Source organism: Nocardia sp. AB354 (assembly GCF_049538315.1).
Taxonomy (GTDB): Bacteria; Actinomycetota; Actinomycetes; order Mycobacteriales; family Mycobacteriaceae; genus Nocardia; species Nocardia nova.
Window position 1 is genome coordinate 27,803 of the sequence record NZ_JBMVFU010000013.1, and the last position, 12,168, is coordinate 39,970.

Sequence of the window (12,168 nt, forward strand, 5' to 3'; positions counted from 1 at the left end):
TATCCACACTCAGGTCGGTAACGCGCCGATCCGCACGGTGGTGGTGATGGTGCCACCGACCATGAACCACAGCCGCAGCACCGGCTGGCCGTTGCGGTCACCGGGCTCGTAGCGGCTGCGCACGCTGATGTGCTGACGGGCCAGCACCGGCGCCACATATTCGATCACCGCGCGATGCGGCCCGGCCACCAGCTTCGGATAGTCCACCAGGAAGTGCTCGACCGCCTGCCAGTACATGGCGTTGTTGACGTGGTTGAACTGGTCGATATCGGTCGCGCGTACCGGGAACGTCAGATCGGTATCCGACTCCGGCGGCACCGCATCGGTCAGCCACGGCCGCCAGCGCAGCCGATGTTCGTCGGTGGTCCGGGCCAGATGCGCCAATCCCTGGTCGCTGATCCGGGTCGGCATATTCGTCGACTCGTTGATATTGATCCAGAAGCCCTCGGTCTCGATTAGGCCGCCGCTGTCGCTGGTGATCCGCACCCGCATATTCGTCCAGCGGGTCGACATCGCCGAACACCAGCGTCGCAACTGCACCCGATCCGGCCAGACGATCGGACGCACTACGTCGATGACGGTGCGGCGCACGATCCATGCCGGGTCGGTGCGGTGGAAGAACGTGCTGTGCAACTCTTCCCACGCGATGTCTTGCAAATATCGAGCCACGGCGTCGAGCCGCAGCCGGCTGTAGGGATCTACATCGCCAGCCCGGATGGGCCACGCCGAGGCGAAGCCCATGCCCTCCTGGGGAAGCGGGGCGAGTGGCTGATCGAGTGACACTGGTGCTCCTCGCGCTGCACGGTGTGCCGCGTACTTCATGCGGTGCTTCTTGTGACATGACTTTACGGGGCGCAGGTCACACTGTTACGTCGAGATGGCTCTACTCACACGTAGCAAATGTCCAGTTGTGTCGCGGCCACCGGCTTCCGGCCGCCGATCAGTAGCCGACGTAGCCGCCACCACCGGAGACCGCGGAAACTCCCGGCACATTGTCGAGCGACCCGTAGCGATCGATCGAGTAGCGTGTGGCGGCCACGATGTTGTCGACCGGATTCCAGATGTCGGTGTGGCCCGGGGCCGCGTGGGCGTTGAAGGTGCTGTCGATGCACTGCATCAGACCCTTCGACGGATGACCGGCCGCCGCATTGCTGTCCCAGTTGTTGATCGCGTTGGGATCGCCGCCGGATTCGTGCTCGATGATGAGCGCGATGGCGTTCTCGTCGATCGATTCCGGGGGATAGCCCATCTCGATCAGGACCTGCTTGGCCTGGGCGATCCACTGCTGCACACCACCGGACGGATGGGCGGTCGGCGGCGGACCGCTGGTCGGGCCGTTGTAGCTGCCGCCGCCGTAGCTGCCGCCGCTGTAGGAGCTGGTGCCGCCGCCGTGGTGGGAGTTGCCCATCAGGCTGGAGGACGCCGGGGTGCCCGAATGGCTCACGACCGGTGTGGCGGCCGGGGCGGCGGGCGGCGCCGCCGCGGCGGGTGCGGTGGGAGCGGGTGGCGCCGGAGGTGCGGCGCCCGCGCCGGTGACCGGGTCGCCGAGCCCCGCGAACGCGGCATCCACCGGAGCCTTGGCGCCGTTGAGGGCGGTAATCGCCGAATCCGCCACTGTCTGCGCATTTTTCAGCGCGTTGACGATCGCCCACTCGTGCGTGGCGGCGTCGGTCTTGATCTCGGTGGTCTTCGCCGTGTACTCGATGTCGTTGAGTTTGTCGCGGTGCTGGTCGAGCCAGTCGAGCCGCTTCTGCGGGTTCACCGTGCCGTCGGGATTGACTTCGAATGCGGGCATGAGGCTGGGGGCGGGCACGAAGGTCGCCTGGTCGCGCATTTGGAGCACGGCGATCTTGGCGTTCTTCAGGTTCTCCACCTGTTGGTTCAGCGCCGTCTGCAAGCCCAGGATCGCCTGGCTCACGGTCGAGGCGCGGCCCTTCTCCACCTGCATCCGGCCGTCCGCGGCCTGCGCGGCGCCGCCGCCCCATTTCTGGTCCTGACCCAGCTTCTGCGTGCTGTTCACGGCGGTGATGACGGCCTGATCGAGGTCACCGGAGAGCTTGCCGACGGCGGTCGCGGCGGTGTTCAGCTTGTCGGGGTCCCACTTTTCGACATCGCCGATGGTCAATGCCGCGCCGCTCATGCGCGGATGCCGATCTTGTTCAGATCGTCGCGCAACTGCTGGTCGGTATCGATGATGACCTTGCCGGCCTGTTCGACGGTGTCGGCGATATGCGTTACGCGCGAACCGATTCGCTTCAACGCGTTCTCGACCGAATCCTTGGCGCCGGTGCAGGCCGCGTCCCAGCCGGTGCCCGGGAGCGCGCCGGCCGCGTCGGCCAGTCCGGAGTCGAGTTTGCCGATGGCATCGGACTCGTCGCGCAGGGTCTTCGCGAAACTTTGCAGGGCCGCGGGATCGATCTTCATCGCGTTCGCGGGTGGATCGTTGGGACCGGCCATGAGAAATCCCCCTCTTCGCTCAGTTCAGCGGGCCCAAGCGTAGCAAATCGGGGACCTGTGGACAGGGGTGCGCGAAGACCGGTTAACTTGTTGGAAAGCAGCCGCGGACAGAGAGGTCGTTTCATGCGCGCAGCCCAGGTGAGCAAGCTCGAGGGGCCCGAATCCATCGAGGTCGTGGACATCCCCGAACCGGCGGAATTCCCCAGTGGCGTGGTGATCGACGTCCATGCCGCGGGGGTGGCGTTCCCGGATGTGCTGATGACCCGGGGGCTCTACCAGATGAAACCCGAACTGCCGTTCGTGGTCGGCGGCGAGGTGGCCGGAATCGTGCGCTCGGCCCCCGAGGACGCGCGCGTGAAGGCGGGCGACCGGGTGGTGGCGCTGACCATGCTGGGGAACGCGGTCGCCGAAACCGCGGTGACCGCGAAGGAAATGGTGTTCCGGCTGCCGGACAACATTTCCCTCGAAGCGGGTGCGGGAATTCTGTTCAACGATCTGACCGTGCACTTCTGCCTGCGCAACCGGGGCCGGCTGGCCGAGGGCGAGACCGTGCTCGTACACGGTGCGGCCGGTGGCATCGGCACCTCCACGCTGCGCATGGCCGAGGCGCTGGGCGCGAGCCGGGTGATCGCCGTGGTGAGTACCGAGGAGAAGGCCGAGGTCGCGCGGGCCAACGGCGCATCCGATGTGGTGCTGACCGACGGCTGGCTGGCCGCGGTGAAGGAATTGACCGGCGGACGCGGCGTCGACATCGTGCTGGACCCGGTCGGCGGCGACCGGTTCACCGACAGCATTCGCTCGCTGGCCCCGGCCGGCCGGTTGCTCGTGGTCGGCTTCACCGCGGGCGAGATCCCCACCGTGAAGGTGAATCGCCTGCTGCTCAAGAACGTCGAGGTGGTCGGCGCCGCCTGGGGCGAATGGGTGATGACCCATCCGGGGTATCTGCAGGAGCAGTGGGACGAGGTGGCGCCGCTGCTGGAATCGGGCAAGATCGCGGCGCCGCAGCCCGTGCTGTACCCACTGACGGAGACGGCGGCCGCGGTGGCCGCGCTCGACAACCGTTCGGCGAAGGGCAAAGTCGTCGTCACCGTCCGCTGAGAAGAGGCGATCTGTCGGCGCCTACGGCACCGGTCGTTTGTGGGAGTGGGCATTTCACGTTTGTTGTCAGTGGGTGCTGATAAGAAGTGCGTCGTGTTGACCGGGCGCTGTTACCGTCTTGAGCTCACGGCTGAGCAGCATGCACAGTGTGAGATGTTCGCCAACGCTTGCAGGGCGGTGTGGAACACGGGTTTGGAGCAGCGGCGCATCTATCGGTCGCGTGGGGCGTGGATCAACTACCGCGAGCAGGCGAGTGAACTCGTTGCGGCGAAGGTGGAGAATGGGTGGCTGAGGCAGGCGCCCTCTCATGTGCTGCAGCAGACCCTGATGGATCTGGACAGAGCATGTCGACTACACGGAACATGGAAGGTGCGTTGGCGTTCGCGGCGGCGGTCGGCCCCGTCGTTCCGCTTTCCGGATGCGAAGCAAATCCAGGTCCAGCGACTGGGTCGCAGAGTGGGCAGAGTGAAACTGCCGAAGCTGGGGTGGGTGCGGTTTCGTTGGTCGCGTCCGCTCGGTGGAAGTGTCAGGTCCGCGACGGTGAGGCGTGATGGGAACCACTGGGTCGCGTCGTTTCTCATCGACGACGGGCACGCCACGCCGGACGGGCACGCCCAGCCGGGTACTGGGGTCGGGATCGATCGTGGCGTGCGGGTGGCGGTCGCGTGCTCGGATGGGGTCATGCTAAACCGGGCCTGCGTGACTGGTGGTGAGGTCGCAACCTTGCGCCGCCTGCAGCAGAAGCTGGCACGACAGCAAAGGGATTCGGTCAACCGCGCCCAGACTATCGCCCGGATTCGTAACCTGCGGAGCAAAGAACGATGTCGTCGAAGAGATTTCACGGCACAGACTGCGCATCGGCTAGCGTCGGCGAATGCAGTCGTTGCCATGGAGGATTTGCGGATTCGGCACATGACTCGCTCGGCGAGAGGTACGGTCGAAACACCTGGTGTCAACGTCCGGCAGAAAGCGGGATTGAACCGCGCCATTCTCGGCAAAGGATGGCATCAGCTCTATCTCGCGCTGGAGTCCAAAGCTCGGTATACGGGCAGCAGGATCGTGAAGGTCCACCCGGCCTTCACGTCCCAGACGTGTTGTGCGTGTGGCGTTGTGGACCCGAAATCGCGTGAGAGCCAAGCGTGTTTTCGGTGCACTCACTGCGGGGCCACGCTAGACGCGGACCTTAACGCCGCGAAAAATATTCTGGCCGCCGGACTGGCGGTCACAGCCTGTGGAGACCTCGACATCCGTCGGTCCGCGAAGCAGGAACCAGCAGGAAACCGTGAGGAATTACTGCCCAGCTCCAGCCGGAACTGGAATCCCGGAGTCGACTCTGGGAGGAACGTCAAGCGCGCCACTATTCACCTGGGCGTGCAGCAGTCCGATCCGTCGAATTCCGGTATGCCGGAGCCTTGCTCGTCCCCGCCGGAGTGAGCGTGCGCAGCAGCGGCAGCGTCCGATGTGCGACCACCGTGGACAGCACGATCACGCTGTGCGAGCGCACCACCGCGGCGCTGCGGTCGATACTCAGCAGCACCGCCTGCAGGCCCGAATGCGAATCGGCGCCGATGCGGCACAGGACATCGCTGGAACCGGTGGTCGCGTAGGCCTCGAGCACGCCGGGGATGGCGTCCAGATCGGTGGTCACCGCGTCCAGCGCGCCCTGCGCGATCTCCAGACTCACGAAGGCCTGCACATCGAATCCGGCGGCGGTGACGTCGACCCGCGGATCGTAGGAGGCGATGACCCCGGCCTCCTCCATGCGCGCGATGCGCGACTGGACGGTCGCCCGCGCCACCCGGGTTCGTCGCGACAGCTCGAGTACGCCCGCCTTCTGGTACTCGTGCATGGCGGTGAGGATCGCCAGATCCAGTTCGTCCAGTTTGGCCGGGGTGCGCGTCATCGTCGTCTCCTGTATTCGGTCCGGCGCCGCGCCACCGGACGAGGCCCGGGTGCAGCTATTCAAATTGTCCAGCACTCGGCGGCATATGGTGACCAATTACGCCAGGGTGTCTACTCGAAATCCTCGATATTGCCCAGCACCACGGCTCGGAGATTATCTGGATGCATGACGATCGAGGACATCTCCCGCGACACCCGGCCCGCGGTGGCGAGCGATGCGGAGCTGCGCCGGCTCGTCGGTCTGGTCGACCACGATCCCGGTGCGGATCCGTTTCCCGTTCTCGGCTGGGACGCGCTGGTGTGGGTGGTCGGCAACGCGACCCAGTTCACGCACTACCTGCAGGCCTTCGGGATGGCGCTGGAGGCCTATTCCGGACCGGAGACCGGCAACCGCGATCACAAGTCCTACGTCTTGCGCAGCGGCAGTGCGCGATTCGTGGTGTGCGGGGCGGTGGATCCGGCCAGTCCGCTTGTCGCCCACCACGACCGGCACGGTGACGGCATCGTCGATATCGCGCTCGAGGTGCCCGATGTGGACCGCTGCATCGCGCACGCCCGGCGGCAGGGCGCGCGGATCCTGGTCGAGCCGCACGACGAGTCCGACGAATTCGGCACGGTCCGCATCGCTGCCCTGGCCACCTACGGCGAAACCCGCCACACCCTCGTCGACCGGTCGCGCTATCACGGTCCGTATCTGCCGGGATATATCGCGCGCCGTTCGAATTATCAGCCGCGGGCGCCGCATCGGCTGTTCCAGGCCGTGGATCACGTCGTGGGCAATGTGGAGCTCGGGCGGATGGACGAATGGGTGGAGTTCTATCGGCGCGTCATGGGCTTCACCGATATGGCCGAATTCGTCGGCGACGATATCGCCACCGAATACTCGGCCTTGATGAGCAAGGTCGTGGCCAACGGCAACCACCGGGTGAAATTCCCGTTGAACGAACCGGCCGCCGGGCGCAAACGCTCACAGATCGACGAATATCTGGAGTTCTACGGCGGCCCGGGCGTCCAGCACATCGCGCTGGCCACCGGCGACATCCTGAGCACCGTCGACGCCCTGCGCCGGGAGGGCATCGAATTCCTCGACACCCCGGACGCCTATTACGACGATCCCGATCTGCGCGCTCGCATCGGCCACGTCCGCGTCCCCGTACGACAACTGCGATCGCGCGGCATCCTGGTCGACCGCGACGAGGACGGATACCTGCTCCAGATCTTCTGCAAGCCCCTCACCGACCGCCCCACCGTGTTCTTCGAATTGATCGAGCGGCACGGCTCGCTGGGCTTCGGAAAGGGCAACTTCAAGGCCCTGTTCCAGGCGATCGAGCGGGAACAGCACGCGCGCGGCAATCTGTGACCGGGCGCGCGTCCTCACCCGGCGTCGGGCAGTGCGCGCAGGCGCGCCTTGATGTCGAGGCGCCGTCGTGACCGCACGGTGTAGACGGCCAGCGCGGCGATGATCGTCCACTGCACCGGGTTCATCAGCGCGACGGCCGCCGGCACCGGCAGGCAATAGATCACCAGGAGTCGCACCACCGCATCGACCGCGAGTCCGGCGCTCCACACCGCCGTGGCGATCGTGAACGCGCGGCGCACGACGGAGTCGTTGTGCCACAACGTCTCCCAGTGCACGGCGGAATCCGGCCCGAGCGCGTGCATGCGCTGCGAGATCGCGAACATCGCCGGCCGGCCCAGCAGGCAGCTGCCCGCCAGCAGCACACTGATCACGGCGGAGGTGATCGGGTCCTTGGCCAGCATCATTCGCTCGTCACCGCCGAGTACGGCCAGGACGAGGCCCAGTGCGTTGAGCAGGAAGACGAACACGGCGATGCCGTCGGCCTTGCGGCGCGCCGCCGCGACAGCGAGCGCCCACCCGCCCGCGACCATCGTCGAACCCACCAGCGCTCGATAGCTGGTGAACCCGGCCGCGAGCAGCAGATAGTAGGTCGCGGGCGACAGGCCGATATCGGCCGCGAATCCGAGCACCCGCCACAGCCGGCGTGGTTCGCTCCCGGTGTCGGCGGCGGTGAATGTGGCGGTGTCGGTCATCGGAATCTCCCCTGTGAGTACTGGCGCTATGTCGTTGACACGCTAGGGATTTCGGTCTTGCGCGCGCCTCGGCCGGGAGATGGACCACGGGATCTCCACCCACGGGTGGAGCCGCCGGGCCGAATCTCGGCCCGGCGGTCGTTCCGGCAACGATTCGACCGCGCCTACCGTCGTGGTACCGGCACGACATGCCACCAGGAGGGTTATGCGAGAGGGGCTGCGGGAGTTCGGGCGAAGGCTGATCGGCAACGATCCCGACGCCAGCCCGTTGATGCGTTCGATCGGCGCGACGCTGCTCGCGGCCAATCTGGTGTTCAACCACCGGGGAGCGCCGGCGGCGTGGCTGTGGGCGGTGCTGGCGGCCGCCTATGCCGGGTGGCTCGTGTTCGCGGTGGTCGAATCCCGGTATCCCCGGGTGGCCACCCTGGCGTTGACCTGGTGCGCCTTGTCGAGCGCGGCGGTCGTCGGAGCGGCCCCGGACATTTCCGCGTTCATCATGCTGTGCGCGGCGGCCAGTGTGCTCGCCCAGCAGTTCCGGTCCGCTACGCGAATCATCCTGCTCGGCTTCGCGGCACAGGTCGCGGTTCTGATCGCCGGTTGTGCGGCGGCCGGAAAGAGCCTCGGCGACCTGCTGACCTACGTCGGCGTGCTCGTCATACTGCTGCTGCTCGGTTTGTATCGCCGACAGCATCGACTGCGCGTACGCCAGACCCAGCTGCTGCTCGAACAGACGCGGCGCGCACAGGACGAACAGGCCCGGGCGGCCGCGCTGGACGAACGTGCCCGGATCGCGCGGGAATTGCACGATGTACTGGCACATTCGCTGGGAGCGCTGAGTATGCAGTTGGAGGTCGCGGAGCTGCTGCTCGACGAAAGGGGCGATATACCGGGCGCATTGGCGCATGTGCGGCGCTCGCACCGGCTGGCCCGCGACGGATTGATCGAGGCGCGCGGTGCGGTGGCCGCGCTGCGCGGCGACGTGCCACCGCTGCCGGATGCCGTGCGTGAACTGGTCGAGAGTTATCGGCGCGATCACCGGATGACAGTGGAACTGCGCTGCGACGGTCGCGCCCGGCCGATGGATTCGGGTGCCGCGGTATCGCTGCTGCGCACCCTGCGCGAGGCGCTGACGAATGCCGCCAAGCACGCACCGGGCCGGCCGGTGCATGTCGCGCTCGAGTTCGCGGCCGACGAGGTGCGACTGTCGGTGCGAAACGCGTTCGCGGAGCAGAAGAATCGCGAGCCGCTGCCCGGCGGCGGGTACGGTCTGACCGGGATGCGTGAGCGGATCGCATTGGCCGGGGGCACGCTGTCGTCCGGTGCGGCCGACGGCGAATGGGTTGTGACAGCGGAGGTTCCGATGTGAGTGAGGGACAGGAACCGCTCCGAGTGCTGGTGGTCGACGACCAGCAGGTGATGCGTGAGGGTCTGGTCGCACTGCTGGGCCTGGTCGACGAGGTGCGTGTGGTCGGCGCCGCCGGTGACGGTGAACAGGCGCTGCGGGCGGTGGCCGAGACCGGCCCGGATGTGGTGCTCATGGATCTGCGGATGCCCGTACTCGACGGCGTCGAGGCGACCCGCCGGATCGCGGCCGACCATCCCGGCACCGCGGTACTGGTACTGACCACCTACGCCGACGACGCCTCGATCGTGAGCGCGCTGCGCGCGGGCGCGCGCGGCTACCTCACCAAGGACGCCGGCCGGGCGGAGATCGTCGCCGCCATCCGTGCCGCGGCGGCCGGGCAGTCCACCTTCGACGCCACGGTGTCCCAGCGGCTGGTGGACGCCCTGATCGGAGCACGGGACCGGCCGGCGCCGAGTGCCCCTGCCGCCGGTACGCCGAATCCCGACGGCCTCACCGCTCGCGAGGCGGAGGTGGTCGCGCTGATCACGCGCGGACTGAGCAATGCCGAAATAGCCGCCCACCTGTTCGTCTCGCCGGCGACGGTGAAAACTCACATCAACAACGCCTTCGCCAAGATCGGCGCCCGCAACCGCGCCGACGCCGTCCGCTACGGCTACCGCCACGGCCTGGCCGACCCGACCGCCGACTGAGGTGGTGGCCCTGTGCTACGCGACACCCGGGCCCAGGACGCCGAAACCAGTAGAGTGCCCATCATGCGATTGACGGCGGCGATTGTCACCGGGACGGCTCTCGCGGCACTGCTGGCGGGCTGCGGTTCGGGCGACAAGTCCGACAGTGATTCCCCGTCGGTTCGTCCGCCCGCGAAGGTGGCGGCGCTGGGCCCGTTCGTGGGGGAGTGCGGGCATGTCACCGATGACGAGGTCCGGAATCTGGGTGGGCTCGGTCAGATCTCGCAGGTGTTCAAGAATTCGGTCGGCTGCAATTGGCAGGCCGGCGGAATCGGCGGTCCCAGCGTGACGTTCGCGTCGTATCGGGGCAGTCCGATCGGGCGGGAGAAGGCGTGGGTCACCGCGCAGGGCCGCAATCCGGAGTCGATCGAGGTCGGCGGGCATCAGGGTTTCCAGGACGCGAGCCCGGACGGCACCATCTGTGACTTCGCGGTGCAGCTGGGCGACGACTTCTTCGAATGGTCGACCTCGGCCGGCGCATTCGGGCAGGTGTCGACGACACCGTGCGACAAGAACCGCAAACTGGCCGAACTGACCGTGCAGCGGCTGAAGTGAGGGCGGCTGAAATGAGCAGCGGCATGCGTGATCAGGGCCGCGTCCGGCGCGGCGTGCGGGCGGGCGGGATCGCGGTCCTCGCACTCGCGGTCGGGCTGACGGTCGGCGGCTGTGGTCGCACGGTCTCGGGAACCGCGTTGCCGGCGGGTAGCGGCGGCGGCGTGAACATGAACTTCGACAAGTTGCTGCGCGAATGCGAGGTCGTCAAACAGGAGGACATCGCCAAGGCGACCGGTGCTCAGGACGCGCAGGGTTCGTTCAACGGCGCGGTGTGCATGTGGGATCTGTCGGGTACGCCCGGCGGCGACGGTATGGCCACGCTGAACTGGTACGAGATGGGTTCGCTGCCGAACGAGAAGGCCAACAACGATCGGCTCGGCTACACCACCACCGATGTGAACGTGCAGGGCCGGCGCTCGCTGCAGGTGCAGCGGCCGGGCGATCCGGATTCGTGCGGTGTGATGGCGCCGGCCGCGGACACCGGGATCATCGGCTGGTGGGTGAACTACCGGCCGGGTGGTCATCCGGATCCGTGCGCCGGGTCGAAGAAGCTGGCGGAGTTGACCTTGAACCTGGCGCGGTAATTTTGGCCTCCGCTTCGCTCCGGCAGGGTAGATGTATTGCCTCGAGTGCCCGCTTGTGGGGCCGGGGAGCGCTCGAGAGATAGTTGTTGTGCATCGTGAGTGGTGAAGCGTGCTTGCCGGACCCCACTTTTGCCCCCCGCCGCGCCGACGGGTATCGTGGATCGCTGTGCCCGGAAGCGTGCGGGCAGGTTTGTGCGTAGAACGTAAGCCAGCGAGAGCGGCCGACCGTTTCAGCGTGCCCGGAAAAGTAGGCATGTACTGCGCGCGACACGCCCGACCTCGGGACGCGTGGAAACGCGATCCGGGCAAGTGGTGACAGCTCTATGACGTCGGTGTGAACTCCGGGGAATCGGGCAGCACCGCCGACAAACAGACATCGAAGAGTTCCAGACACCTGGTTACTGAATAAGGAAAGCCGGTATATGCCAACCATCAACCAGCTGGTCCGCAAGGGTCGTCGCGACAAGGTCGCCAAGACCAAGACTGCGGCCCTGAAGGGGAGCCCGCAGCGTCGTGGCGTGTGCACCCGCGTGTACACCACGACCCCGAAGAAGCCGAACTCCGCGCTGCGTAAGGTCGCGCGTGTTCGCCTGACCAGCGCGGTCGAGGTCACGGCTTACATCCCGGGCGAGGGCCACAACCTGCAGGAGCACTCGATGGTGCTCGTTCGCGGTGGTCGTGTGAAGGACCTCCCCGGTGTGCGCTACAAGATCATCCGCGGCTCGCTCGACACCCAGGGTGTGAAGAACCGCAAGCAGGCCCGCAGCCGCTACGGCGCCAAGAAGGAGAAGAGCTGATATGCCACGCAAGGGCCCCGCACCCAAGCGTCCGCTGATCAACGATCCGGTCTACGGATCGCCGCTGGTCACTCAGCTGGTCAACAAGATCCTGCTGGACGGCAAGAAGTCGACCGCCGAGCGCATCGTCTACGGTGCCCTCGAGCAGGCGCGCGAGAAGACCGGCACCGATCCGGTCGTGACCCTCAAGCGTGCGCTCGACAACGTGAAGCCCGCCCTCGAGGTGAAGCCGCGTCGTGTCGGTGGCGCCACCTACCAGGTCCCGGTCGAGGTTCGTCCGGGTCGCGCCAACACCCTGGCGCTGCGCTGGCTGGTCAACTACTCGCGCGCGCGTCGTGAGAAGACCATGATCGAGCGTCTGGCCAACGAGCTGCTGGATGCGAGCAACGGTCTGGGCGCTTCGGTGAAGCGTCGCGAGGACACCCACAAGATGGCCGAGTCCAACCGGGCGTTCGCGCACTACCGCTGGTGATTGGTCACCCGGTCCGCCGGTGAAGGAACGGCGCCGGGAGGCGAGTCACAGTCGGGTGCGGCACGTGCTCAGCAGGGCACCAATCAGCCGCACCCGACGTTGACATAGTGATGGCCAGGGGCCCGCATCGAAGCGGAACCGCCCGGGCCGTTCCCGA

Annotated in this window: 14 protein-coding genes; 9 read left to right on the forward strand and 5 right to left on the reverse strand. The window is 66.9% G+C overall.

What is annotated here, in order from left to right:
* Positions 1-9: 9 nt before the first annotated feature.
* The 3 genes from ACPCUW_RS19800 to ACPCUW_RS19810 all read right to left on the reverse strand — a co-directional run bounded on the left by ACPCUW_RS19800 (position 10) and on the right by ACPCUW_RS19810 (position 2,457).
* A complete protein-coding gene (locus ACPCUW_RS19800; RefSeq protein WP_181064150.1) occupies positions 10-783 on the reverse strand; it encodes an acyl-[acyl-carrier-protein] thioesterase in 774 nt (257 codons plus the stop codon).
* 157 nt (positions 784-940) lie between these two features.
* A complete protein-coding gene (locus tag ACPCUW_RS19805) occupies positions 941-2,140 on the reverse strand; it encodes a transglycosylase SLT domain-containing protein (protein WP_423426363.1) in 1,200 nt (399 codons plus the stop codon).
* Positions 2,137-2,457 (reverse strand): hypothetical protein, encoded by a 321-nt coding sequence (locus ACPCUW_RS19810; protein ID WP_051756726.1) that lies wholly within the window; start codon positions 2,455-2,457, stop codon positions 2,137-2,139. The genes ACPCUW_RS19805 and ACPCUW_RS19810 overlap by 4 nt, the downstream gene beginning before the upstream one ends.
* Positions 2,458-2,580: 123 nt before the next feature.
* On the opposite strand from ACPCUW_RS19810, the gene ACPCUW_RS19815 reads away from it, so the two are divergent.
* Both ACPCUW_RS19815 and ACPCUW_RS19820 read left to right on the forward strand, forming a co-directional pair.
* Positions 2,581-3,555, forward strand: a complete 975-nt coding sequence (locus ACPCUW_RS19815) for an NADPH:quinone oxidoreductase family protein (RefSeq protein WP_423426365.1) — start codon at positions 2,581-2,583, stop codon at positions 3,553-3,555.
* 93 nt (positions 3,556-3,648) lie between these two features.
* Complete coding sequence (locus ACPCUW_RS19820) at positions 3,649-4,989, forward strand: RNA-guided endonuclease InsQ/TnpB family protein (RefSeq protein WP_423426367.1); 1,341 nt, start codon at positions 3,649-3,651, stop codon at positions 4,987-4,989.
* On the opposite strand, the gene ACPCUW_RS19825 is transcribed toward ACPCUW_RS19820, so the two are convergent.
* Positions 4,913-5,458, reverse strand: a complete 546-nt coding sequence (locus ACPCUW_RS19825) for an Lrp/AsnC family transcriptional regulator (RefSeq protein WP_423426369.1) — start codon at positions 5,456-5,458, stop codon at positions 4,913-4,915. The two genes, ACPCUW_RS19820 and ACPCUW_RS19825, sit on opposite strands and share 77 nt — an antisense overlap.
* A gap of 165 nt (positions 5,459-5,623) precedes the next feature.
* Here ACPCUW_RS19825 and hppD point away from each other — a divergent pair, with 165 nt between their 5' ends.
* Positions 5,624-6,817, forward strand: coding sequence for a 4-hydroxyphenylpyruvate dioxygenase (gene hppD, locus ACPCUW_RS19830; RefSeq protein ID WP_305780645.1), 1,194 nt, complete (start codon positions 5,624-5,626; stop codon positions 6,815-6,817).
* A gap of 14 nt (positions 6,818-6,831) precedes the next feature.
* On the opposite strand, the gene ACPCUW_RS19835 is transcribed toward hppD, so the two are convergent.
* Positions 6,832-7,509, reverse strand: a complete 678-nt coding sequence (locus ACPCUW_RS19835; RefSeq protein WP_423426371.1) for a VC0807 family protein — start codon at positions 7,507-7,509, stop codon at positions 6,832-6,834.
* Between the two features lie 205 nt (positions 7,510-7,714).
* Between ACPCUW_RS19835 and ACPCUW_RS19840 the strand changes: the two genes are divergently transcribed.
* The 6 genes from ACPCUW_RS19840 to rpsG all read left to right on the forward strand — a co-directional run bounded on the left by ACPCUW_RS19840 (position 7,715) and on the right by rpsG (position 12,011).
* Complete coding sequence (locus tag ACPCUW_RS19840; protein WP_423426373.1) at positions 7,715-8,875, forward strand: sensor histidine kinase; 1,161 nt, start codon at positions 7,715-7,717, stop codon at positions 8,873-8,875.
* The gene (locus ACPCUW_RS19845) at positions 8,872-9,564 is read left to right on the forward strand and encodes a response regulator transcription factor (RefSeq protein ID WP_280639212.1); all 693 of its coding nucleotides are present in this window, start codon (positions 8,872-8,874) and stop codon (positions 9,562-9,564) included. The genes ACPCUW_RS19840 and ACPCUW_RS19845 overlap by 4 nt, the downstream gene beginning before the upstream one ends.
* Positions 9,565-9,627: 63 nt before the next feature.
* A complete protein-coding gene (locus ACPCUW_RS19850; RefSeq protein WP_063013630.1) occupies positions 9,628-10,158 on the forward strand; it encodes a DUF3558 domain-containing protein in 531 nt (176 codons plus the stop codon).
* A 23-nt stretch (positions 10,159-10,181) separates the two neighbouring features.
* Positions 10,182-10,742: a DUF3558 domain-containing protein gene (locus ACPCUW_RS19855; protein WP_423426375.1), complete on the forward strand. Its 561-nt coding sequence runs from the start codon at positions 10,182-10,184 to the stop codon at positions 10,740-10,742.
* Positions 10,743-11,164: 422 nt separating this feature from the next.
* Positions 11,165-11,539, forward strand: a complete 375-nt coding sequence (gene rpsL / locus ACPCUW_RS19860) for a 30S ribosomal protein S12 (protein WP_014353064.1) — start codon at positions 11,165-11,167, stop codon at positions 11,537-11,539.
* A gap of 1 nt (position 11,540) precedes the next feature.
* Positions 11,541-12,011, forward strand: a complete 471-nt coding sequence (gene rpsG, locus ACPCUW_RS19865) for a 30S ribosomal protein S7 (RefSeq protein ID WP_030517120.1) — start codon at positions 11,541-11,543, stop codon at positions 12,009-12,011.
* Positions 12,012-12,168 lie beyond the last annotated feature (157 nt).